The following is a 22187-nucleotide window of genomic DNA, read 5'->3' as shown; positions in this document are numbered from 1 at the left end:
TTCCTGGTCACCAGACGTAGGCGAGGACTTCCCCGCCCACGCCCTTGTTCTGTGCCTCGCGGTCGGTCAGCAGGCCGGAGGAGGTGGACAGGATGGCCACCCCCAGGCCGCCGAGGACCCTGGGCAGGTTGGTGGACTTCGCGTAGACGCGAAGGCCCGGCTTGGACACGCGGCGCACCCCCGCGAGCGAGCGCTCACGGTTGGGGCCGTACTTCAGGTCGAGGTTGAGCTTCTTGCCCACCTCGGCGTCCTCGACGCTCCAGCCGGCGATGTAACCCTCGGCCTTCAGGATCTCGGCGATGTTCGCCTTGAGCTTCGAGTACGGCATGGACACCGCCTCGTGGTACGCCGAGTTGGCGTTGCGCAGACGCGTCAGCATGTCTGCGATGGGGTCGGTCATAGTCATCGGGCCTCAGCCCTTCCTCGTCGTGGTTTCCTCACGGGACCTGCGACGTAGTCGTTACCAGCTGGACTTGGTCACACCGGGGAGCTGGCCCGCCAGGGCCATCTCGCGCAGGCAGATGCGGCACAGCCCGAACTTGCGGTACACCGAGTGCGGGCGCCCGCAGCGCTGGCAGCGGGTGTAGGCGCGCACGGCGAACTTCGGCTTGCGGTTGGCCTTCTGGATCAGAGCGGTCTTCGCCATCTCAGTCCTCCTTGAAAGGGAATCCGAGGCGACGCAGCAGCGAGCGACCCTCGTCGTCGGTGGTGGCCGAGGTGACGACCGTGATGTCCATGCCGCGCACCCGGTCGATCTTGTCCTGGTCGATCTCGTGGAACATCGACTGCTCGGTGAGACCGAAGGTGTAGTTCCCGTGGCCGTCGAACTGCTTGGGCGACAGGCCGCGGAAGTCGCGGATGCGGGGCAGCGCCACCGAGAGCAGACGGTCGAGGAACTCCCACATGCGGTCGCCGCGCAGCGTCACGTGCGCGCCGATCGGCTGACCCTCGCGCAGCTTGAACTGCGCGATGGACTTGCGGGCCTTGGTGACCTGCGGCTTCTGGCCGGTGATGAGGCTGAGGTCGCGGATGGCGCCCTCGATCAGCTTCGAGTCACGAGCGGCGTCGCCCACGCCCATGTTGACCACGATCTTGGTCAGGCCGGCGACCTGGTTCACGTTGGCGTGCTGGAACTCCTCGCGCAGGCCGGCGACGATCTCGTCGCGGTAGCGCTGCTTGAGGCGCGGGCTCGAGGTGGTGGTGGTCTCGCTCATGCTCAGATGTCCTTACCGGAACGCTTGGCCACGCGGACCCGCACGGTGCGGTTCCGGCCGTCGCGCTCGACCTGCTCGGTGCGGTAGCCCACCCGGGTGCCCTTCTTGGTCTCCGGGTCGACGACCATCACGTTGCTGACGTGGATGGGGGCCTCGACCGTCTCGATACCGCCGGTGCGGGCGCCGCGGCTGGACTGGCCGACCTTCGTGTGCTTCGTGGCGCGCTGGACGCCCTCGACGACGACGCGGTCGGAGTCCTTGAGAACCTCGAGCACCCGGCCCTGCTTGCCCTTGTCCCGGCCGGCGATGACGACCACGAGGTCGCCCTTCTTGATCTTCGCCATGGTCAGAGCACCTCCGGCGCCAGAGAAATGATGCGCATGAACTTCTTGTCGCGCAGCTCGCGGCCCACCGGGCCGAAGATGCGGGTCCCGCGCGGGTCGCCGTCGGCCTTGAGGATGACGGCTGCGTTCTCGTCGAACTTGATGTACGAGCCGTCCGGGCGGCGGCGCTCCTTCGTCGTCCGGACGATGACCGCCTTGACGACGTCGCCCTTCTTGACGTTGCCGCCGGGGATGGCGTCCTTGACGGTGGCGACGATCGTGTCGCCGATGCCGGCATAGCGCCGGCCCGAGCCGCCGAGAACCCGGATGCAGAGGATCTCCTTCGCACCGGTGTTGTCGGCGACCTTCAGCCGCGACTCCTGCTGGATCATTCGATGTACTCCTGTCGTCGTGCCGGTTCTCGGTTCTCACCGAGCCTTGCCGAACGGATGGTGGGCTGGGAGGCCGGTGCTACTTGGCCTTCTCGAGGACCTCGACCACGCGGTAGCGCTTGGTGGCCGACAGCGGACGGGTCTCCATGATCAGGACCAGGTCACCGACGCCGACCTCGTTGGTCTCGTCGTGCGCCTTGACCTTCTCGGTGCGGCGGATGACCTTGCCGTAGAGCGCGTGCTTGACGCGGTCCTCGACCTCGACCACAACGGTCTTGTCCATCTTGTCGCTGACCACGTAACCGCGGCGCGACTTGCGGAAGTTGCGGTCCTCGGCGGCCTCGGCAGCCGTGGACGTCGTGTTCTCGCTCACTGGGACCTCGTTCACTTCTCGGTGCTCGGCGCCGTGCGGATGCCGAGCTCGCGCTCGCGCACGATCGTGTAGATGCGGGCGATGTCGCGACGCACGGCCTTGAGCCGGCCGTGGTCCTCGAGCTGTCCGGTGGCGGCGGAGAACCGCAGGTTGAACAGCTCGGCCTTGGCCTTCTCCAGCTCCTGCGCGAGACGGTCGTCGTCCATCCCGTCCAGGTCGGCCGGGGCCAGACCCTTGCTTCCGATGGCCATCAGCCTTCACCACCCTCACGACTCACGAAGCGAGTCTTCATCGGCAGCTTGTGCTGCGCGCGGCTCATGGCCTCGCGAGCGAGCTGCTCATCCACGCCGGCGAGCTCGAACATGACGCGGCCGGGCTTGACGTTGGCGATCCACCACTCGGGCGAGCCCTTGCCGGAGCCCATGCGGGTCTCGGCCGGCTTCTTGGTGAGCGGACGGTCGGGGAAGATGTTGATCCACACCTTGCCGCCACGCTTGATGTGGCGGGTCATGGCGATACGGGCGGCCTCGATCTGCCGGTTGGTGACGTACGCACCCTCGACAGCCTGGATGCCGTAGTCGCCGAAGGCGATCGTGGTGCCACCCTTGGCCACGCCGCGGCGCGAGGGGTGGTGCTGCTTGCGGTGCTTGGTCCGCCGGGGGATGAGCACGGCTCAGGCCTCCGTTCCGGTCTGTGCCGAAGCCTCGGCGGCCGGGGTCTCGCCCTGGCCCGCCGCGGCGGGAGCAGCCTGCGCGCGGGACTCGCCGCCGCGGCCGGCACCGTCACGGCGCGGGGCGCCACGGCGCTCCCCACCACGACCGCGCGGCGCGCGGGAGGCGGAGTCGGCCTGCTCGCGGGCGTACTCCTTCTCGGTCACGTCACCCTTGTAGATCCAGACCTTCACGCCGATGCGGCCGAAGGTGGTGCGGGCCTCGAAGAACCCGAAGTCGATGTTCGCGCGCAGGGTGTGCAGCGGCACGCGCCCCTCGCGGTAGAACTCGGAACGCGACATCTCGGCGCCGCCGAGACGGCCGGAGCACTGCACGCGGATGCCCTTGGCGCCGGCGCGCTGCGCGGACTGCATGCCCTTGCGCATGGCGCGGCGGAAGGACACGCGGCTGGCGAGCTGCTCGGCGATGCCCTGGGCGACCAGCTGGGCGTCGACCTCGGGGTTCTTGACCTCGAGGATGTTCAGCTGGACCTGCTTGCCCGTGAGCTTCTCGAGCTCGCCGCGCAGGCGGTCGGCCTCCGCGCCGCGTCGCCCGATGACGATGCCCGGGCGGGCGGTGTGCAGGTCGACGCGGACGCGGTCACGCGTGCGCTCGATGTCGACCTTGGAGATGCCGGCGCGCTCGAGCCCGGCGGACATGAGGCGACGGATCGCCACGTCCTCGCGCACGTAGTCGCGGTACCGCTGGCCGGCCTTGGTGCTGTCGGCGAACCAGCGCGAACGGTGATCGGTGGTGATACCGAGCCGGAACCCGGTCGGGTTGACCTTCTGACCCACTATCGGGTCCTCCCCTTCGTGCCGGCGGCCTGCTTGGCCGCGCCGTTGGACTCAGCCTCACCGACGATGACGGTGATGTGGCTGGTGCGCTTGAGGATGCGGCTCGCCCGCCCCTGGGCCCGCGGACGGAACCGCTTCAGGGTGGGTCCCTCGTCGACGAACGCCTCGAGAATGACGAGCTTGTTCTCGTCGAACGCCTCGCTGGCCTGGTCGGCCTTCACCCGGGCGTTGGCGATCGCGCTCTCCACGACCTTGCGCACGGGCTCGGCCGCCGCCTGCGGGGCGAACCGCAGCACGGACACCGCCTCCTCGGCGCGCTTGCCGCGGACGACGTCCACGACACGGCGTGCCTTCTGAGGCGTGACGCGCACGAATCGCGCCTGCGCCTTGGCTTCCATGTTCCTGCCTTACTTGTCGGTTCGGTGTGCTCGGGAAGGTCGTCGCCTCAGCGGCGACGAGCCTTGCGGTCGTCCTTGTCGTGCCCGCGGTAGGTGCGGGTCGGGGCGAACTCCCCGAGCTTGTGGCCGACCATCGACTCGGTGACGAAGACCGGCACGTGCTTCCGGCCGTCGTGCACCGCAAAGGTGTGCCCGAGGAAGTCGGGCGTGATGACCGACCGGCGGGACCAGGTCTTGATGACGTTCTTGGTGCCCTTGTCGTTCTGAGCGTCCACCTTCTTCTGCAGGTGGTCGTCTACGAAAGGACCCTTCTTCAGACTGCGAGGCATGTCGTCGTCTTCCTATCAGCGCTTCTTGCCCGTACGGCGACGGCGCACGATGAGCTGGTCGCTGGGCTTGTTCGGACGGCGGGTCCGGCCCTCGGGCTGGCCCCACGGGCTGACCGGGTGACGACCACCGGAGGTCTTGCCCTCACCACCACCGTGCGGGTGGTCGACCGGGTTCATGACGACACCGCGCACGGTCGGGCGCTTGCCCTTCCAACGCATACGGCCGGCCTTGCCCCAGTTGATGTTGGACTGCTCGGCGTTGCCGACCTCACCGACGGAGGCGCGGCAGCGGGCGTCGACGTTGCGGATCTCGCCGGAGGGCATGCGCAGCTGCGCGAACTTGCCCTCCTTCGCCACCAGCTGGACGGACGCACCGGCCGAGCGGGCGATCTTCGCGCCGCCGCCGGGCCGCAGCTCGATGGCGTGGATGACCGTACCGACGGGGATGTTGCGCAGCGGGAGGTTGTTGCCCGGCTTGATGTCCGCGCCGGCACCGTTCTCGATGCGGTCGCCCTGCTTGAGCTTGTTCGGCGCGAGGATGTAGCGCTTCTCGCCGTCGGCGTAGTGCAGGAGCGCGATGCGCGCGGTGCGGTTCGGGTCGTACTCGATGTGTGCGACCTTCGCGGGCACGCCGTCCTTGTCGTGACGACGGAAGTCGATCACGCGGTAGGCGCGCTTGTGGCCGCCACCCTTGTGACGGGTGGTGATCCGGCCGGTGGAGTTACGGCCACCGCTCTTGGTCAGCGGGCGGACCAGCGACTTCTCCGGTTCGGACCGGGTGATCTCGACGAAGTCGGCCACGCTCGAACCGCGGCGGCCCGGCGTCGTCGGCTTGTACTTACGGATTCCCATTTTCGATCCTTCCTTCGGCGCGCCGGCGTCAGCCGGCGACCTCGCCAAAGATGTCGATGGTCCCCTCGCGCAGCGTGACGATCGCGCGCTTGGTGTCCTTGCGCTTGCCGAGACCGAACTTGGTCCGGCGGGACTTGCCCGGACGGTTCGCCGTGTTCACGGAGGCGACCTTGACGTCGAAGATCTTCTCGACGGCGTTCTTGATCTCGGTCTTGTTCGAGCGCGGGTCCACCTCGAAGGTGTACTTGCCCTCGTCGATCAGGCCGTAGCTCTTCTCGGAGACGATCGGCTTGATGATGATGTCGCGGGGGTTCTTGCTCGCCTCGAGGCTCACTTGGTCTCCTCCTCGGCCTTCGGGCCGCGCAGGAACGCCTGCAGCGCACCGGAGGTGAACACGACGTCGTCGTTGACCAGGACGTCGTAGGTGTTGAGCTGGTCGACCCAGAGCAGGTGGACGCTCGGGACGTTGCGCAGGCTCAGGACGGTCAGCTCGTCCCCGCGCTCGAGGACGACCAGCGCGGTGCGGTCGGCGACGACGTTCCTCAGCGCGGTGAGGGCCATGGCGGTCTTCGGGGTCTCGCCGGAGACGAGCTCGGAGACGACGTGCACGCGGCCGGCGCGGGCCCGGTCCGACAGGGCGCCACGCAGGGCGGCGGCCTTCATCTTCTTGGGGGTGCGCTGGCTGTAGTCGCGCGGCTGCGGGCCGTGGACGACGCCACCGCCGGCGAACTGCGGCGCGCGGGTCGAACCCTGGCGGGCGCGGCCCGTACCCTTCTGCTTGTAGGGCTTGCGGCCACCGCCGCGGACATCGCCGCGGGTCTTGGTGGCGTGCGTGCCCTGGCGGGCCGCCGCGAGCTGCGCGACGACGACCTGGTGGATCAGCGGCACGTTGGTCTGGACGTCGAACACCTCGGCGGGCAGCTCGGCCGAGCCGGCCTTCTCCCCCGTGGCGTCCAGGACGTCGATGGTCTGCGTGGTTGCCATGCGGCTCACGCCCCCTTCGCGGCGGTACGGATCACGACGACGCCACCCTTGTTGCCGGGAACGGCACCGGCGACGAGCAGCAGCCCGCGCTCGGCGTCGACGGCGTGGATCTTCAGGTTCTGGGTGGTCTGGCGCGCGTTACCCATCCGGCCGGCCATCCGCTGGCCGCGAAACACGCGGCCCGGCGTCGAGGCGCCGCCGATCGAACCCGGCTTGCGGTGGTTGCGGTGCGCACCGTGCGAGGCGGACACGCCGGCGAAGCCGTGGCGCTTCATGACGCCCGCGGTGCCCTTGCCCTTGGTGGTGCCGACGACGTCGACACGCTGGCCGGCCTCGAAGAGGTCCACGCCGAGCTTCTGGCCGAGGCTGTACTCGTCGGCGTCGGAGGTGCGGATCTCCGTGACGTGGCGGCGCGGGGTGACCCCGGCCTTCTCGAAGTGGCCCTTGAGCGGCTGCGTGACCTTGCGCGGGTCGATCTGGCCGGTGGCGAGCTGCACGGCGTTGTAGCCGTCGGTCTCCGCGGTACGCACCTGCGTCACCACGTTCGTGCCCACCTGGACGACCGTGACGGGCACGAGGCGGCCGGCCTCGTCCCACACCTGGGTCATGCCGAGCTTCGTGCCGAGCAGCGCCTTGGTGGCGCGGCCGGCAGCCTGCTGGGAAGTCGTAGTCATTACAGGTGTCCTCAGAGCTTGATCTCGATGTTGACGTCCGCCGGCAGGTCGAGACGCATGAGCGAGTCGACAGCCTTCGGCGTCGGGTCGACGATGTCGATGAGGCGCTTGTGGGTGCGCATCTCGAAGTGCTCGCGGCTGTCCTTGTACTTGTGGGGCGAACGGATGACGGTGAAGACGTTCTTCTCCGTCGGCAGCGGCACCGGGCCCACGACCGTCGCACCAGCGCGAGTCACCGTGTCGACGATCTTGCGCGCCGAGCTGTCGATGACCTCGTGGTCGTAGGACTTGAGCCGGATGCGGATCTTCTGTCCCGCCATGGCGTCGTCTAACCTCTCTCGTACCGCTGTCTGTACCGACCCCCGCGCTCGGGCGTGTCGCTTTTCGCAACATGCTCCGACCCGGATCCCCGTTCGGGGGTGGTCGTTGTGATGCTTGTTCGGACCTGGGCGTTGGCACCCGATCCAGCAGTCATGTCCTAGGGCCTGACCCCAGGCAACCGGACTAGTCTGCCAGAGCGACCGGCCGCTTGGCCAATCAGGACCCCGCCCTCGCGGTGAGGATTGGATCACGCTCCGACAAAGACGCTCGCGCGTCCCGGCCCAGCCACGCTACCAGCCGGTGCCACCGGGCCGCGAGCCCCCTGGCGCGATCACTCCTGTGACGCTGCCCACCGGCACGACCCCAGCAACCATCACCCCCTGCCGGGCGGGCACTCCCCCGTCCCGGCGGGGCCGCTCCCCCGGCCTGCCGGGCCGTCCTCGCCGGCGCCTGGTGCGGCAGAGGTCCGCCGACGGTGCCCGCATATCGTCGAGTGCTAGGAACTTCGCATCCTGCGCACGCCCTGCCGTGCGCACTCGGCGCCGGAAGGGGCACGGCGCGCAAACGCCCGCACTCGCCGGCGTTCGACGGCGCAGCCGCCACTCCCCCGCGCTCGCCCGCGCTTGCCCGGCGCTCGGCCGCGCTCCCCCGCACGCGCCGGCGTTCGCCAGCACTGTCGCGCCAGGACGGCTGTCTCGGGGCCTGTGCTGCGCCCGAGCACGCAACAGGGCCCGGCAGCTGCGGTGCAGCCGCCGGGCCCTGGGGGTCCTGCGTGCGCCGGCCGTGGCCGGCTGCCGGGTCGCCCCGGCAGGTGCCGGGCTCACGCCCGGCGGGTGATCACTTGATGATCTTGGTGACGCGGCCGGAGCCGACGGTGCGGCCACCCTCACGGATGGCGAAGCCGAGGCCCTCCTCCATGGCGATCGGCTGGATGAGCTCGACCGTCATCTCGGTGTTGTCGCCGGGCATGACCATCTCGGTGCCCTCGGGCAGCGTGATGACGCCGGTGACGTCGGTGGTGCGGAAGTAGAACTGCGGACGGTAGTTCGAGTAGAACGGGTTGTGACGCCCGCCCTCGTCCTTGGCGAGGATGTAGACCTGGCCCTCGAACTGGGTGTGCGGGGTGATCGAGCCAGGCTTGCAGACGACCTGGCCGCGCTCGACGTCCTCACGCTTGGTGCCGCGGAGCAGCAGACCGACGTTCTCGCCGGCGTCGGCGGTGTCGAGCAGCTTCCGGAACATCTCGATGCCGGTGACGGTGGTGGTCTGCTTCGCCTCCTTGATACCGACGATCTCGACCTCCTCGTTCACCTTGAGCTGACCGCGCTCCACACGACCGGTGACGACGGTGCCGCGCCCGGTGATGGTGAAGACGTCCTCGATCGGCATGAGGAACGGCTTGTCGATGTCGCGGACCGGGTCCGGGACGTTCTCGTCCACGGCCTCCATGAGGTCCTCGACCGACTTGACCCACTGCGGGTCGCCCTCGAGCGCCTTGAGCGCCGAGACGCGGACCACGGGGACGTCGTCGCCGGGGAAGCCCTGGGAGGACAGGAGCTCGCGGACCTCCATCTCGACGAGCTCGAGGATCTCCTCGTCGTCGACCATGTCGGACTTGTTCAGCGCGACGAGCAGGTAGGGCACGCCGACCTGACGGGCGAGCAGGACGTGCTCGCGGGTCTGGGCCATCGGGCCGTCGGTCGCCGCGACCACCAGGATCGCGCCGTCCATCTGGGCGGCACCGGTGATCATGTTCTTGATGTAGTCGGCGTGACCGGGGGCGTCGACGTGCGCGTAGTGGCGCTTGTCGGTCTGGTACTCGACGTGCGAGACGTTGATCGTGATACCGCGCTGACGCTCCTCGGGAGCGTTGTCGACCTGGTCGAACGGCGTGAACGTGTTCGGGTCCGGGTACTTGTCGGCCAGCACCTTGGAGATGGCAGCGGTCAGCGTCGTCTTGCCGTGGTCGACGTGACCGATGGTGCCGATGTTGACGTGCGGCTTGGTCCGCTCGAACTTGGCCTTCGCCACTGGGGTCCTCCTGGGACTTGGGTAGTTGTCACAGCTCTGGCAGGTGCTTGGCGGCCCCTGCCGGGGCGGTTGGATCCTACGGGTCGGTTATGGGTTTCTTGCTGGGTCGACCTGTGGGACTCACTCGCCCCGGGTCTTCTTGATGATCTCCTCGGCGACGTTCCGAGGAACCTCCGCGTAGCTGTCGAACTGCATCGAGTACACCGCGCGACCCTGGGTCTTGGACCGGAGGTCGCCGACGTAGCCGAACATCTCGGACAGCGGCACGAGAGCACGGACGACCTTGACGCCGCTCGCGTCTTCCATCGACTGGATCATGCCACGACGGGAGTTGAGGTCGCCAATGACGTCGCCCATGTACTCCTCGGGCGTACGCACCTCGACGTCCATCATCGGCTCGAGCAGGGCCGGGTCGGCCTTCCTCACGCCTTCCTTGAGCACCATCGAGCCGGCGATCTTGAACGCCATCTCCGAGGAGTCGACGTCGTGGTAGGCGCCGTCCAGGAGGATGGCCTTCACGCCCACCATCGGGTAGCCCGCGAGGACACCGTTCTGGAGCGCGTCCTGGATACCCGCGTCCACGCTCGGGATGTACTCGCGCGGGATGCGGCCACCGGTGACCTTGTTCTCGAACTCGTACAGCTCGCCCTCGGAGGTGTCGAGGGGCTGGAAGGTGACCTGCACCTTCGCGAACTGGCCGGAGCCACCGGTCTGCTTCTTGTGGGTGTAGTCGACCTTCTCCACCGCACGGCGGATGGTCTCGCGGTACGCCACCTGGGGGGCGCCGACGTTGGCCTCGACCTTGAACTCGCGACGCATACGGTCCACGAGGATGTCGAGGTGGAGCTCGCCCATGCCGCCGATGACGGTCTGGCCGGTCTCCTCGTCGAGGCGGACGGAGAACGTGGGGTCCTCCTCCGCCAGCTTCTGGATGGCGGTGCCGAGCTTCTCCTGGTCGCCCTTCGTCTTGGGCTCGATGGCCACGTGGATGACGGGCTCCGGGAAGGTCATCGACTCGAGGATCACCGGCGCGTCGATGGCGCAGAGGGTGTCACCGGTGGTGACGTCCTTCAGGCCGATGAACGCGTAGATGTGGCCCGCGTGGGCGACCTCGATCGGGTTCTCCTTGTTGGAGTGCATCTGGAACATCTTCCCGATGCGCTCCTTCTTGCCCTTGGTCGAGTTCATGACCTGGGCGCCCTGCGCCACCGTGCCCGAGTAGACCCGGACGTAGGTGAGCTTGCCGAAGAAGGGGTGCGAGGCGACCTTGAACGCCAGCGCCGAGAAGGGGTCCTTCTCGTTCGGGTGACGCTCGACGACCGTCTCCTCGTCGCCGACGGCGTGGCCCTGGACGGCCGGCACGTCGAGCGGGGAGGGCAGGAAGTCGATCACGGCGTCGAGCATGGGCTGGATGCCCTTGTTCTTGAACGCCGAGCCGCAGAAGACGGGGTAGGCGTCGCCGGCGACCGTCAGGGCGCGGACGCCCTTCTTGATCTCCTCGACCGTGAGCTCCTCGCCGCCGAGGTACTTCTCGAGCAGCTCCTCGTCGGTCTCCGCGACCGCCTCGATCAGCTTCGCGCGGTACTCCTCGGCCTTGTCCTGCAGGTCGGCCGGGATCTCCTCGACCTCGTAGTCCTCGCCGATCTTGACCTCGCCGCGCCAGGTGAGCGCGCGCATGTTGACGAGGTCGACGACGCCCTGGAAGTCAGACTCCGAGCCGATCGGGATCTGCATGACCAGCGGGGTGGCCTTGAGGCGGTCCTCGATCGTCTTCACGGTGAAGAAGAAGTCGGCGCCGAGCTTGTCCATCTTGTTGACGAAGCAGATGCGCGGGACGTTGTACTTGTCCGCCTGGCGCCACACCGTCTCGGACTGGGGCTCGACACCCTCCTTGCCGTCGAACACGGCGACCGCGCCGTCGAGGACGCGCAGGGAGCGCTCGACCTCGACCGTGAAGTCGACGTGGCCGGGCGTGTCGATGATGTTGATCTGGTTGTCGTGCCAGAAGCAGGTGGTGGCGGCGGAGGTGATGGTGATGCCGCGCTCCTGCTCCTGCTCCATCCAGTCCATCGTCGAGGCGCCGTCGTGCGTCTCGCCGATCTTGTAGTTGATGCCGGTGTAGAACAGGATCCGCTCGGTCGTCGTCGTCTTGCCGGCGTCGATGTGCGCCATGATGCCGATGTTGCGGACCTTGGTCAGGTCGGTCAGCACGTCAAGTGCCACGTCAGGCTCTCTTCGGTCGTGTCGTAAGTGCGGTGTGGGCTGCCGCCGGGATTGCCGACGGCGGAGCCGTGACTACCAGCGGTAGTGCGCGAAGGCCTTGTTGGACTCGGCCATGCGGTGCGTGTCCTCGCGACGCTTCACGGCGGCGCCGAGGCCGTTCGAGGCGTCGAGGATCTCGTTCATGAGGCGCTCGGTCATCGTCTTCTCGCGGCGGGAGCGCGCGTAGTCGACCAGCCAGCGCAGCGCGAGCGTGGTCTGACGGACCGGACGGACCTCCACCGGCACCTGGTAGGTCGCACCACCGACGCGGCGCGAGCGCACCTCGAGGGAGGGGCGGACGTTCTCGAGCGCACGCTTGAGGACGACGGCCGGGTCGGTGTCGGTCTTCGAGCGGACGCCCTCGAGAGCGCCGTAGACGATGCGCTCTGCCGTGGACTTCTTGCCGTCCTGCAGCACGCGGTTGACCAGCTGGGTCACCACCGGCGAGCCGTAGACGGGGTCGACCGCGAGCGGCCGCTTCGGGGCGGGGCCTTTACGAGGCATTACTTCTTCTCCTTCTTCGCGCCGTAGCGGCTGCGAGCCTGCTGGCGGCCACGAACACCCTGGGTGTCGAGCGCGCCGCGGACGATCTTGTAACGGACACCGGGCAGGTCCTTCACACGACCGCCGCGCACCAGCACGATGGAGTGCTCCTGGAGGTTGTGACCGACGCCGGGGATGTACGCGGTGACCTCGATGCCGGAGGACAGGCGGACGCGGGCGACCTTACGAAGCGCCGAGTTCGGCTTCTTCGGGGTCGTGGTGTACACGCGGGTGCACACACCGCGACGCTGCGGGCTGCCCTTGAGGGCCGGCGTCTTGGAGGTTCCGACCTTGACGCTCCGGCCCTTGCGGACCAGCTGCTGAATCGTGGGCACTACATCTCCGTCTCGAAGTACTTGCTGTGTCGATATTTGCTCTGCTCGCCCGACCATTGGGGTCGACCGGCACGGATCAACTGGACCCGTCCTCGCTCGCTTCCCCTTGCCCCCGCTGTCGGGCGTGTCGACCAGCTGTGGCGTTGCCACGTCTGCCACCGTAAGAGGTGGATCGACGTGCTGCTACTGGGCGGTGACGCCTGCGGACCCCGCTCCTGCCGGGGTCGAGACCCAGCGGCGTGAGAGGCGCACGCACGAGAGCCCGATGTCACGGGCACCGCCGAATAGCGTACTCCGCGGCGGATTCGTGCGTCAAAGCTTGGGGACGAGCCCGGGGCGTGGCGTGCAACACCATCGCCACGTCCCGGCACGCGGCGGGGCCGGGAGGTGCTGAACCTCTCGGCCCCGTCGCGTCCTGCGTGGATCAGCGGAACTCGAGCCCGTACGTGTCCGGACCGAAGTCCAGGTCGTCGAGCAGGATCGACTCGTTGGTGCCGCCCGTGGGGGCGAAGTCGATGTCGCTGTAGCCCAGCCGGCTGAACGCCTGGGCCTTGGCCTCCTCCGTCGGCTCCACGACCACCTCGTGGTAGCGGGGCAGGCCCGTCCCGGCGGGGATGAGCTTACCGAGGATGACGTTCTCCTTGAGGCCGAGCAGCGGGTCACGCCGGCTGCTCATGGCCGCCTCGGTCAGCACCTTCGTCGTCTCCTGGAAGGAGGCGGCGGAGAGCCACGAGTCGGTGGCGAGCGAGGCCTTGGTGATACCCATCAGCTCGGGACGCCCCGAGGCGGGGGTGCCGCCCTCGGAGACCACGCGACGGTTCTCGGTCTCGAACCGGCTGCGCTCCATGAGCTCACCCGGCAGCAGACGCGAGTCGCCGGAGTCCAGCACCGTCACGCGGCGCAGCATCTGGCGGACGATGACCTCGATGTGCTTGTCGTGGATGTCCACGCCCTGGGAGCGGTAGACCTCCTGGACCTGCTCGACGAGGTGCTTCTGCGTGGCGCGCGGGCCGAGGATGCGCAGGACCTTCTTCGGGTCCACCGCACCGGCGATGAGCTGGCGTCCGACGGCCACGTGCTCGCCGTCCTCCACCAGCAGGCGGGCGCGCTTGGTCACCGGGTAGACCGCGTCCTCCTGACCGTCGTCGCGGACGATGACGATCTTGCGCGTGCGCTCGGAGTCGTCGATCTTCACACGGCCGGCGGCCTCGGCGATCGGGGCCTCACCCTTCGGGGTACGGGCCTCGAAGAGCTCCTGCACACGGGGCAGACCCTGCGTGATGTCCTCCGCGGAGGCGGCGCCACCTGTGTGGAAGGTACGCATGGTCAGCTGGGTGCCGGGCTCGCCGATGGACTGGGCGGCGATGATGCCGACGGCCTCGCCGATGTCCACCAGCTTGCCGGTGGCCAGGGAGCGGCCGTAGCACTTGGCGCAGGTGCCCACGTGCGACTCGCAGGTCAGGACCGAACGGATCTTGACCTCGGTGACGCCGGCCTCGACGAGGCGCTCGATGAGCACGTCGCCGGCGTCGTCCCCGGCCTGGGCGAGGACGTTGCCGTCCGCGTCCTTGACGTCCTGGGCGAGCGTGCGGGCGTAGACGCTGGTCTCCACCGTCTCCGCGCGCACGAGGTTCCCCAGGGAGTCCGGCTCGGCGATCGTCATCGTCAGGCCCATGCGGGTGCCGCAGTCGTCCTCACGCACGATGACGTCCTGGGAGACGTCCACGAGACGACGGGTGAGGTACCCGGAGTCCGCGGTACGCAGGGCGGTGTCGGCCAGACCCTTACGGGCGCCGTGCGTGGCGATGAAGTACTCGAGGACGGAGAGGCCCTCGCGGTAGTTGGACTTGATCGGGCGAGGGATGATCTCACCCTTCGGGTCCGCCACGAGACCGCGCATACCGGCGATCTGACGGACCTGCATCCAGTTACCGCGCGCACCGGAGGTGACCATCCGGAACACGGTGTTGCGCTCCGGGAAGTTCTCCCGCATCGCGTTGTCGACGTCGTTGGTGGCCTGGGTCCAGATGTCGATGAGCTCCTGACGGCGCTCGTCGTCCGTGATCAGACCCATGTCGTACTGCTCCTGGATCTTGGCGGCCTCCCCCTCGTACTTCTCGAGGATGCCGGCCTTCGCCTCGGGAGCGACGACGTCGGAGATCGCGATGGTCACGCCGGACCGGGAGGCCCAGCGGAAACCCGCCTCCTTGAGCGCGTCGAGGCTCGCCCCGACGTCGACCTTGGGGTAGCGCTCCGCCAGGTCGTTGACGATGGCGCCCAGGATCTTCTTGTCCACGACCCGGTTGATGTACGGGTAGTCGACGGGCAGCAGCTCGTTGAACAGGGCCCGGCCCAGCGTGGTCTCGAAGACGTAGGCGTCGCCCTCCTCCCAGCCCTCGGGCGCGGTCCAGCCCTGCGGCGGGACGAGCTCGGGGAACCGGATCTTGACGACGGCGTTCAGGTCGAGGTCGCCGGCGTCGAAGGCCATGATCGCCTCGGCCATGGAGGAGAACGAGCGGCCCTCCCCCTTGGCGTCGGTGCGGTCCGACGTCAGGTGGAACAGGCCGATGATCATGTCCTGGGTGGGCATGGTCACCGGACGGCCGTCCGACGGCTTGAGGATGTTGTTCGAGGACAGCATGAGGATGCGGGCCTCGGCCTGCGCCTCCGCGCTCAGCGGCAGGTGCACGGCCATCTGGTCGCCGTCGAAGTCGGCGTTGAACGCGCCGCAGACGAGCGGGTGGAGCTGGATGGCCTTGCCCTCGACCAGCTGCGGCTCGAACGCCTGGATGCCCAGGCGGTGCAGGGTCGGCGCACGGTTGAGCAGTACCGGGTGCTCGCGGATGACCTCGGAGAGGACGTCCCACACCTGCGGGCGCGAGCGCTCGACCATGCGCTTGGCCGCCTTGATGTTCTGCGCGTGGTTGAGGTCCACGAGGCGCTTCATCACGAACGGCTTGAACAGCTCCAGCGCCATCTGCTTGGGCAGACCGCACTGGTGCAGCTTCAGGGTCGGGCCGACCACGATGACCGAACGGCCGGAGTAGTCGACGCGCTTGCCGAGCAGGTTCTGGCGGAACCGGCCCTGCTTGCCCTTGAGCATGTCCGAGATCGACTTCAGGGCGCGGTTGCCCGGGCCCGTCACCGGACGCCCGCGGCGGCCGTTGTCGAAGAGCGCGTCCACGGACTCCTGGAGCATGCGCTTCTCGTTGTTGACGATGATCTCGGGCGCGCCGAGGTCGAGCAGCCGCTTGAGGCGGTTGTTGCGGTTGATGACCCGGCGGTAGAGGTCGTTCAGGTCGGAGGTGGCGAAGCGGCCACCGTCGAGCTGAACCATCGGGCGCAGGTCCGGCGGGATGACCGGGACGCAGTCCAGGACCATGCCCAGCGGGGAGTTGCCCGTGGTCAGGAAGGCGTTGACGACCTTGAGGCGCTTGAGGGCGCGGGTCTTGCGCTGACCGGTGCCGGTGGCGATGGTCTCGCGCAGGGAGTCCGCCTCGGCCTGCAGGTCGAACGTCTCCAGGCGCTTCTGGATCGCCTCGGCGCCCATGGCGCCCTTGAAGTAGATGCCGTAGCGGGCGTTCAGCTCGCGGTAGAGCATCTCGTCGCCCTCGAGGTCACCGACCTTGAGGTTCTTGAAACGGTCCCAGACGCGCTCGAGGCGGTCGAGGTCCTGGTCGGCGCGCTTGCGGATCTGCGCCATCTCGCGCTCGGCCGACTTGCGGACCTTGTCCCGCGCGTCCGCCTTGGCGCCGGACGCCTCGAGCTCGGCCAGGTCGGCCTCGAGCCGCTGCGCGCGCGCCTCGATGTCGGTGTCGCGGCGCGTCTCGACCTGCTTCTTCTCCAGGTCCATCTCGTTCTGGAGCGAGGGCAGGTCCTCGTGCCGGCCGTCCTCGTCGACCTCGGTGATCATGTACGCGGCGAAGTAGATGACCTTCTCGAGGTCCTTCGGCGCGAGGTTGAGCAGGTACCCCAGGCGCGAGGGCACGCCCTTGAAGTACCAGATGTGGGTAACGGGAGCGGCGAGCTCGATGTGGCCCATGCGCTCGCGGCGCACCTTGGAGCGGGTGACCTCCACGCCGCACCGCTCGCAGATGATGCCCTTGTAGCGCACGCGCTTGTACTTGCCGCACGCGCACTCCCAGTCCCGGGTGGGTCCGAAGATCTGCTCGCCGAACAGACCGTCCTTCTCCGGCTTCAGGGTGCGGTAGTTGATGGTCTCGGGCTTCTTGACCTCACCGTGCGACCACTCGCGCACGTCGCTCGCTGTGGCGAGCGAGATGTGCAGCTGGTCGAAGACATTGACGTCGAGCAAGGGTTCCTACTTCCTCCGGTAGAACACCGTTTACAGCTTTGAGGTTGGGCGCCGGTGGGGCTGGCGGTGCCGGGGCGCGGCCGACCGTGTTCTCTCGGTCGGCCACGCCACCACGGCACGCCCCCTCGGGTCCTACAGTTCGTCGACGCTGCTGGCGTCGGGACGGCGCGAGAGGTCGATGCCGAGCTCCTCAGCGGCCCGGTACACCTCGTCGTCGGCGTCCCGCAGCTCGATCGCGTTGCCCTCGGCGTCGAGCGCCTCGACGTTCAGGCAGAGCGAACGCATCTCCTGGATGAGCACCTTGAAAGACTCGGGGATGCCCGGCTCGGGGATGTTCTCCCCCTTGACGATGGCCTCGTAGACCTTCACGCGGCCGGTGACGTCGTCGGACTTGATGGTGAGCAGCTCCTGGAGGGCGTAGGCGGCGCCGTAGGCCTCCAGGGCCCACACCTCCATCTCGCCGAAGCGCTGGCCACCGAACTGCGCCTTACCGCCCAGCGGCTGCTGGGTGATCATCGAGTACGGACCGGTGGAGCGGGCGTGGATCTTGTCGTCCACCAGGTGGTGCAGCTTGAGGATGTACATGTAGCCCACCGAGATCGGCTCCGGGAACGGCTCGCCGGAGCGGCCGTCGAAGAGCTGCGCCTTGCCGTCGGCGTTGACCAGACGGTCCCCGTCGCGGTTCGGGGTGGTGTGCTGGAGCAGACCCTGGATCTCCTCCTGGTGGATGCCGTCGAAGACGGGGGTCGCCACCGGCGTGCCGGCCTCGCCCCGGAGGGACTCCTCCGGCAGGGTGCGGGCCCACTCCTCGGCCGCCTTGGCGGCCTCGGTCACGTCCCAGCCCTGCGCGGCGATCCAGCCGAGGTGCAGCTCGAGGACCTGACCGACGTTCATGCGCCCGGGCACGCCGAGCGGGTTGAGGATCACGTCGACCGGGGTGCCGTCCGGCAGGAACGGCATGTCCTCGACGGGCAGGATCTTGGAGATGACGCCCTTGTTGCCGTGGCGGCCGGCGAGCTTGTCGCCGTCGGTGATCTTGCGCCGCTGGGCGATGTAGACGCGGACCATCTGGTTCACGCCCGGGGGCAGCTCGTCGCCGTCCTCCTCGCTGAACTCACGGACCCCGATGACGATGCCGGACTCGCCGTGGGGCACCTTCAGGGAGGTGTCGCGCACCTCGCGCGCCTTCTCGCCGAAGATCGCGCGCAGCAGGCGCTCCTCCGACGTCAGCTCGGTCTCACCCTTCGGGGTGACCTTGCCGACGAGGATGTCGCCGGAGCTGACCTCGGCACCGATACGGACGATGCCGCGCTCGTCGAGGTCCGCCAGGACCTCCTCGGAGACGTTCGGGATGTCCCGGGTGATCTCCTCGGCGCCCAGCTTCGTCTCGCGGGCGTCGACCTCGTGCTCCTCGATGTGGATCGAGGTGAGCACGTCGTCGGCCACGAGGCGCTGCGACAGGATGATCGCGTCCTCGTAGTTGTAGCCCTCCCACGACATGAAGGCGACGAGGAGGTTCTTGCCGAGCGCGAGCTCGCCCTCCTGCGTGGCGGGACCGTCGGCGAGGGCCGAGCCGACCTCGACGCGGGCGCCCTCGTCGACCAGCACGCGCTGGTTGTAGGAGTTGCCCTGGTTGGAGCGGCGGAACTTGGCGACACGGTAGATCTGGTTCGTGCCGTCGTCGGCCGCCACGTGGATCGCGTCGGCCGAGACCTCGGTGACCACGCCCGGCTTCGCGGCGACGATGACGTCACCGGCGTCGACGGCGGCACGGCGCTCCATGCCGGTCCCGACGAGCGGGGCCTCGCTGCGCAGCAGCGGCACGGCCTGACGCTGCATGTTCGCGCCCATGAGGGCACGGTTGGCGTCGTCGTGCTCGAGGAACGGGATCATGGCCGTCGCCACGGACACCATCTGGCGGGCGGAGACGTCCATGTAGTCGATCTCGTCGACGTTCACCAGGGCCGGCTCACCGCCGGAGAGACGGCACAGGGCCGACTCCTCGATGAACTTGCCGTCGTCGTCGAGCGGGGCCGAGGCCTGCGCGATGACGTGGCGGTCCTCGTCGTCGGCCGTGAGGTAGACGACCTCGTCCGTGACGACGCCGTCCCTGACCACGCGGTACGGGGTCTCGACGAAGCCGAACGGGTTGATGCGCGCGAACGTCGCGAGCGAGCCGATGAGGCCGATGTTCGGGCCCTCAGGCGTCTCGATCGGGCACATGCGGCCGTAGTGCGACGGGTGGACGTCACGGACCTCCATGCCGGCGCGGTCACGGGAGAGACCACCCGGGCCGAGGGCCGACAGACGCCGCTTGTGCGTCAGGCCCGCGAGCGGGTTGTTCTGGTCCATGAACTGCGAGAGCTGGGAGGTGCCGAAGAACTCCTTGATCGAGGCCACCACGGGGCGGATGTTGATCAGGGTCTGCGGGGTGATCGCCTCGACGTCCTGCGTGGTCATGCGCTCGCGCACGACGCGCTCCATCCGGGACAGGCCGGTGCGGACCTGGTTCTGGATGAGCTCGCCGACGGCGCGGATGCGGCGGTTGCCGAAGTGGTCGATGTCGTCGGTCTCGACGCGGATGTCGACCGGCTCGCCGTTACGGGTGCCCGCGATCGTCTCGTCGCCCTTGTGGAGGGCCAGGAGGTACTTGATCGTGGCGGTGATGTCGTCCAGACGCAGGACGGACTCGCCGAGCTCGGTGGTGAGGCCGAGCTTCTTGTTCACCTTGTACCGCCCGACCTTGGCGAGGTCGTAGCGCTTGGGGTTGAAGTAGTAGTTCTCGAGCAGGGTGCGGCCGGCCTCGACCGTCGGCGGCTCGCCGGGGCGGACCTTGCGGTAGATGTCGAGCAGGGCCTCGTCCTGGGTGTGGACGTTGTCCTTCTCGAGGGTCTCGAGCAGGACCGGGTAGTCGGCGAACTCCTCGCGGATCTCCGACTCGGTCATGCCGAGCGCGCGCAGGAAGACCGTGACGGACTGCTTGCGCTTGCGGTCGATGCGCACGCCGACGGCGTCGCGCTTGTCGATCTCGAACTCGAGCCAGGCGCCGCGGCTCGGGATCACCTTCGTGGTGAAGATGTCCTTGTCGGACGTCTTGTCCGGGGTCCGCTCGAAGTAGACCCCCGGGGAGCGGACCAGCTGGGACACGACGACACGCTCGGTGCCGTTGATGATGAAGGTGCCGCGCTCGGTCATCAGCGGGAAGTCGCCCATGAACACCGTCTGCGACTTGATCTCGCCGGTGGTGTAGTTGACGAACTCCGCCGTGACGAACAGCGGGGCGGCGTAGGTGAAGTCCTTCTCCTTGCACTCCTCGGCCGTGTACTTCGGCGGCTCGAAGCGGTGGTCGCGGAACGAGAGCGACATGGACTGTCCGAAGTCCTCGATCGGGGAGATCTCTGCGAAGATCTCCTCCAGACCCGAGGTGGTGTTCACGTTGGTGTCGCCGCTCGCGGCGGCGGCCTCGACGCGTGCACGCCAGGCGTCGTCCCCGAGCAGCCAGTCGAAGCTCTCGGTCTGCAGCCCGAGGAGGTCGGGCGCCTGAAGCGGTTCGTGGATCTTGGCGAACGAGACGCGGCGTGATGCCGTACGGTTCGCGATAGCGTCAGCAGTAGGTGCGGAAGAGGTGCGCGAGGCAGCCAAAGGGGGTCCTTCCCTGCGATTGGAATGCACACTGCACTGATCACCTGGGACGGGTGGAGCCTGATGGCAGGCAGAGGTCAGCGCAAAGCGTCAGCATACCCGCCGGATGGTGCTAGGTCCAGCGAGCACGGAACGAGGCCCGCACCACTGGTGCGGGCCTCGTCGTCGAGCCGTACGGGGCTCCCGGCCCCGCCCAGCGCGGTGTCGCGCCGGGGCGGAGCCGGTCAGATCACTTGAGGGTGACGGTGGCGCCGGCGCCCTCGAGCTGCTCCTTGGCCTTGTCGGCCGCGTCCTTCGCAACGCCCTCGAGGACGGCCTTAGGGGCGCTGTCCACGAGGTCCTTGGCCTCCTTCAGGCCGAGGGAGGTCAGGGCGCGCACCTCCTTGATGACCTGGATCTTCTTGTCGCCGACCGACTCGAGGACGACGTCGAACTCCGACTTCTCCTCCTCGGCCTCCTCGGCGCCCGCACCACCGGCCGGCGCACCGGCAGCGGCGACGGCGACGGGGGCGGCGGCGGTGACCTCGAAGGTCTCCTCGAACTGCTTCACGAACTCGGAGAGCTCGATGAGGGTGAGCTCCTTGAAAGCCTCGATGAGCTCTTCGGTGCTGAGCTTCGCCATGGTTGGCGTTCCTTCCTGGTAGTCCTGCTACGCGAGCAGAGGGTGGGGGTGGTGCGTGCCGTGGCCGGTCCCGGTCGGGATCAGGCCTCGGCGGCCTGCTTCTCGCGCAGGGCCTCGATGGTGCGCGCGGCCTGGGTGGCCGGCGCGGTGAAGAGGTAGGCAGCCTGGAACAGCGCAGCCTTCATCGCTCCGGCCGCCTTGCCCAGCAGCACGTCGCGGGACTCGAGCTCGGCGAGCTTGGAGACGTCCTCGGCGGAGAGCTTGCTGCCCTCCAGGACGCCCGCCTTGATCACGAGCTGAGGGTTCGCCTTGGCGAAGTCACGCAGGGCCTTGGCCGCGTCGACCGGCTCCCCGGTCACGAACGCGATCGCGGTGGGGCCGGAGAGCTCGTCCTCGAGGTTGTCGAGGCCGGCCTCCTTCGCCGCGATGGCCGTCAGCGTGTTCTTCACCACGGCGTAGCTAGCAGTACCGGCGAGCGAGCGGCGCAGCTGCTTGAGCTGGGCGACGCTGAGTCCGCGGTACTCGGTCAGCATGACGGCGCTCGACTCACGGAACTGCTCCGTGATCTCGGCAACCGCTGCCGCCTTGTCAGGCCTCGCCATGGCCCTCCTTCCGGTAGTGACGCCGGTCGGCGACCCGTAAACGCAGAAAAGCCCCGTGCACAGGAGGGCACGGGGCTCGGAACCTTACGGCTCAAGCTCGATACTCACCTGCGCAGGCTCCGCGTCAGCGGACTTGGCCCCGTCTGCGAGACGGGCGACCGGCGGTCTTTGGCAGATGACACCCTACAGGCTTCCTGAGGCCCCGAACAACGCCCGGCGGGCCCGGGGCCGCTCCGACGGCCGTGTCCTTGGCCACACCCGGTGTGTTCCGCGCCAGCCGTCGCACCTCGGAGCCGCGCCGACGACGCCCGGCACCGGCGTCCGGCGATCCGATCCACTTCCCCGCACTCGTCGCCCGTCGGTCACCCAGGGGCCAGCGGCCAGACGAGGCGGACGAATTGGTTAGCGAACGGTCCGATGCGAACCACTTTGGCCAACTCGTCGCCCGTCGGTCACCCAGGGGCCAGC

Annotated in this window: 24 protein-coding genes; all 24 read right to left on the bottom strand. The window is 68.4% G+C overall.

Going from position 1 to position 22187, the window contains the following annotated elements:
* Positions 1-7: 7 nt before the first annotated feature.
* Complete coding sequence (gene rpsH / locus ATJ97_RS14515) at positions 8-406, bottom strand: 30S ribosomal protein S8 (RefSeq protein ID WP_098484341.1); 399 nt, start codon at positions 404-406, stop codon at positions 8-10.
* Between the two features lie 54 nt (positions 407-460).
* The gene (locus ATJ97_RS14510; RefSeq protein WP_043498176.1) at positions 461-646 is read right to left on the bottom strand and encodes a type Z 30S ribosomal protein S14; all 186 of its coding nucleotides are present in this window, start codon (positions 644-646) and stop codon (positions 461-463) included.
* Position 647: 1 nt separating this feature from the next.
* Positions 648-1214 carry a 50S ribosomal protein L5 gene (rplE, locus tag ATJ97_RS14505; protein ID WP_098484340.1) on the bottom strand — a complete coding sequence of 189 codons (567 nt, stop codon included), beginning with the start codon at positions 1212-1214 and terminating at the stop codon, positions 648-650.
* Between the two features lie 2 nt (positions 1215-1216).
* Positions 1217-1558, bottom strand: a complete 342-nt coding sequence (rplX, locus tag ATJ97_RS14500) for a 50S ribosomal protein L24 (protein WP_098484339.1) — start codon at positions 1556-1558, stop codon at positions 1217-1219.
* Positions 1559-1560: 2 nt separating this feature from the next.
* Positions 1561-1929: a 50S ribosomal protein L14 gene (gene rplN / locus ATJ97_RS14495; RefSeq protein ID WP_098484338.1), complete on the bottom strand. Its 369-nt coding sequence runs from the start codon at positions 1927-1929 to the stop codon at positions 1561-1563.
* Between the two features lie 79 nt (positions 1930-2008).
* A complete protein-coding gene (gene rpsQ / locus ATJ97_RS14490) occupies positions 2009-2302 on the bottom strand; it encodes a 30S ribosomal protein S17 (RefSeq protein ID WP_098484337.1) in 294 nt (97 codons plus the stop codon).
* 11 nt (positions 2303-2313) lie between these two features.
* Entirely contained in the window at positions 2314-2553 is a 240-nt protein-coding gene (rpmC, locus tag ATJ97_RS14485) for a 50S ribosomal protein L29 (protein ID WP_098484336.1), read from the bottom strand.
* Complete coding sequence (gene rplP / locus ATJ97_RS14480; RefSeq protein ID WP_098484335.1) at positions 2553-2972, bottom strand: 50S ribosomal protein L16; 420 nt, start codon at positions 2970-2972, stop codon at positions 2553-2555. Before rplP ends, rpmC begins: the two co-directional genes overlap by 1 nt.
* 3 nt (positions 2973-2975) lie before the next feature.
* Positions 2976-3809 (bottom strand): 30S ribosomal protein S3, encoded by an 834-nt coding sequence (rpsC, locus tag ATJ97_RS14475; protein ID WP_098484334.1) that lies wholly within the window; start codon positions 3807-3809, stop codon positions 2976-2978.
* Positions 3809-4207, bottom strand: a complete 399-nt coding sequence (gene rplV / locus ATJ97_RS14470; RefSeq protein ID WP_043498191.1) for a 50S ribosomal protein L22 — start codon at positions 4205-4207, stop codon at positions 3809-3811. The genes rpsC and rplV overlap by 1 nt, the downstream gene beginning before the upstream one ends.
* A gap of 47 nt (positions 4208-4254) precedes the next feature.
* Complete coding sequence (gene rpsS / locus ATJ97_RS14465; protein ID WP_043498193.1) at positions 4255-4536, bottom strand: 30S ribosomal protein S19; 282 nt, start codon at positions 4534-4536, stop codon at positions 4255-4257.
* Positions 4537-4551: 15 nt separating this feature from the next.
* The gene (gene rplB / locus ATJ97_RS14460) at positions 4552-5388 is read right to left on the bottom strand and encodes a 50S ribosomal protein L2 (protein ID WP_098484333.1); all 837 of its coding nucleotides are present in this window, start codon (positions 5386-5388) and stop codon (positions 4552-4554) included.
* A gap of 28 nt (positions 5389-5416) precedes the next feature.
* Positions 5417-5722 carry a 50S ribosomal protein L23 gene (rplW, locus tag ATJ97_RS14455; RefSeq protein WP_098484332.1) on the bottom strand — a complete coding sequence of 102 codons (306 nt, stop codon included), beginning with the start codon at positions 5720-5722 and terminating at the stop codon, positions 5417-5419.
* Positions 5719-6372, bottom strand: a complete 654-nt coding sequence (gene rplD / locus ATJ97_RS14450; protein WP_098484331.1) for a 50S ribosomal protein L4 — start codon at positions 6370-6372, stop codon at positions 5719-5721. Before rplD ends, rplW begins: the two co-directional genes overlap by 4 nt.
* Positions 6373-6377: 5 nt before the next feature.
* A complete protein-coding gene (gene rplC, locus ATJ97_RS14445; RefSeq protein ID WP_098484330.1) occupies positions 6378-7046 on the bottom strand; it encodes a 50S ribosomal protein L3 in 669 nt (222 codons plus the stop codon).
* An 11-nt stretch (positions 7047-7057) separates the two neighbouring features.
* Positions 7058-7366 carry a 30S ribosomal protein S10 gene (gene rpsJ / locus ATJ97_RS14440; protein WP_043498203.1) on the bottom strand — a complete coding sequence of 103 codons (309 nt, stop codon included), beginning with the start codon at positions 7364-7366 and terminating at the stop codon, positions 7058-7060.
* 838 nt (positions 7367-8204) lie between these two features.
* Positions 8205-9398 carry an elongation factor Tu gene (tuf, locus tag ATJ97_RS14435; protein WP_098484329.1) on the bottom strand — a complete coding sequence of 398 codons (1194 nt, stop codon included), beginning with the start codon at positions 9396-9398 and terminating at the stop codon, positions 8205-8207.
* 120 nt (positions 9399-9518) lie between these two features.
* Complete coding sequence (gene fusA / locus ATJ97_RS14430; protein WP_098484328.1) at positions 9519-11621, bottom strand: elongation factor G; 2103 nt, start codon at positions 11619-11621, stop codon at positions 9519-9521.
* A gap of 72 nt (positions 11622-11693) precedes the next feature.
* Complete coding sequence (gene rpsG / locus ATJ97_RS14425) at positions 11694-12164, bottom strand: 30S ribosomal protein S7 (RefSeq protein ID WP_098484327.1); 471 nt, start codon at positions 12162-12164, stop codon at positions 11694-11696.
* Positions 12164-12538: a 30S ribosomal protein S12 gene (gene rpsL, locus ATJ97_RS14420; RefSeq protein WP_043498211.1), complete on the bottom strand. Its 375-nt coding sequence runs from the start codon at positions 12536-12538 to the stop codon at positions 12164-12166. The genes rpsG and rpsL overlap by 1 nt, the downstream gene beginning before the upstream one ends.
* A 424-nt stretch (positions 12539-12962) precedes the next feature.
* A complete protein-coding gene (locus ATJ97_RS14415) occupies positions 12963-16853 on the bottom strand; it encodes a DNA-directed RNA polymerase subunit beta' (RefSeq protein ID WP_098484326.1) in 3891 nt (1296 codons plus the stop codon).
* A gap of 132 nt (positions 16854-16985) precedes the next feature.
* Positions 16986-20495: a DNA-directed RNA polymerase subunit beta gene (rpoB, locus tag ATJ97_RS14410; protein ID WP_098484325.1), complete on the bottom strand. Its 3510-nt coding sequence runs from the start codon at positions 20493-20495 to the stop codon at positions 16986-16988.
* Between the two features lie 229 nt (positions 20496-20724).
* A complete protein-coding gene (gene rplL / locus ATJ97_RS14405; protein ID WP_098484324.1) occupies positions 20725-21117 on the bottom strand; it encodes a 50S ribosomal protein L7/L12 in 393 nt (130 codons plus the stop codon).
* Positions 21118-21197: 80 nt separating this feature from the next.
* A complete protein-coding gene (gene rplJ, locus ATJ97_RS14400) occupies positions 21198-21719 on the bottom strand; it encodes a 50S ribosomal protein L10 (RefSeq protein WP_098484323.1) in 522 nt (173 codons plus the stop codon).
* Between the last annotated feature and the right edge of the window lie 468 nt (positions 21720-22187).

Source organism: Georgenia soli, from assembly GCF_002563695.1.
Lineage (GTDB): Bacteria > Actinomycetota > Actinomycetes > Actinomycetales > Actinomycetaceae > Georgenia > Georgenia soli.
Note: the sequence above shows the minus strand (reverse complement) of the source record. Positions and strands in the feature narration are given on the sequence as shown.

Excerpts from the sequence above, each read along its gene's own strand:
- rpsH (WP_098484341.1), bottom strand. The coding sequence starts at position 406 with ATGACTATGACCGACCCCATCGCAGACATGCTGACGCGTCTGCGCAAC.
- ATJ97_RS14510 (WP_043498176.1), bottom strand. The coding sequence starts at position 646 with ATGGCGAAGACCGCTCTGATCCAGAAGGCCAACCGCAAGCCGAAGTTC.
- rplE (WP_098484340.1), bottom strand. The coding sequence starts at position 1,214 with ATGAGCGAGACCACCACCACCTCGAGCCCGCGCCTCAAGCAGCGCTAC.
- rplX (WP_098484339.1), bottom strand. The coding sequence starts at position 1,558 with ATGGCGAAGATCAAGAAGGGCGACCTCGTGGTCGTCATCGCCGGCCGG.
- rplN (WP_098484338.1), bottom strand. The coding sequence starts at position 1,929 with ATGATCCAGCAGGAGTCGCGGCTGAAGGTCGCCGACAACACCGGTGCG.
- rpmC (WP_098484336.1), bottom strand. The coding sequence starts at position 2,553 with ATGGCCATCGGAAGCAAGGGTCTGGCCCCGGCCGACCTGGACGGGATG.
- rplV (WP_043498191.1), bottom strand. The coding sequence starts at position 4,207 with ATGGAAGCCAAGGCGCAGGCGCGATTCGTGCGCGTCACGCCTCAGAAG.
- rpsS (WP_043498193.1), bottom strand. The coding sequence starts at position 4,536 with ATGCCTCGCAGTCTGAAGAAGGGTCCTTTCGTAGACGACCACCTGCAG.
- rplB (WP_098484333.1), bottom strand. The coding sequence starts at position 5,388 with ATGGGAATCCGTAAGTACAAGCCGACGACGCCGGGCCGCCGCGGTTCG.
- rplD (WP_098484331.1), bottom strand. The coding sequence starts at position 6,372 with ATGGCAACCACGCAGACCATCGACGTCCTGGACGCCACGGGGGAGAAG.
- rplC (WP_098484330.1), bottom strand. The coding sequence starts at position 7,046 with ATGACTACGACTTCCCAGCAGGCTGCCGGCCGCGCCACCAAGGCGCTG.
- rpsJ (WP_043498203.1), bottom strand. The coding sequence starts at position 7,366 with ATGGCGGGACAGAAGATCCGCATCCGGCTCAAGTCCTACGACCACGAG.
- rpsG (WP_098484327.1), bottom strand. The coding sequence starts at position 12,164 with ATGCCTCGTAAAGGCCCCGCCCCGAAGCGGCCGCTCGCGGTCGACCCC.
- rplL (WP_098484324.1), bottom strand. The coding sequence starts at position 21,117 with ATGGCGAAGCTCAGCACCGAAGAGCTCATCGAGGCTTTCAAGGAGCTC.
- rplJ (WP_098484323.1), bottom strand. The coding sequence starts at position 21,719 with ATGGCGAGGCCTGACAAGGCGGCAGCGGTTGCCGAGATCACGGAGCAG.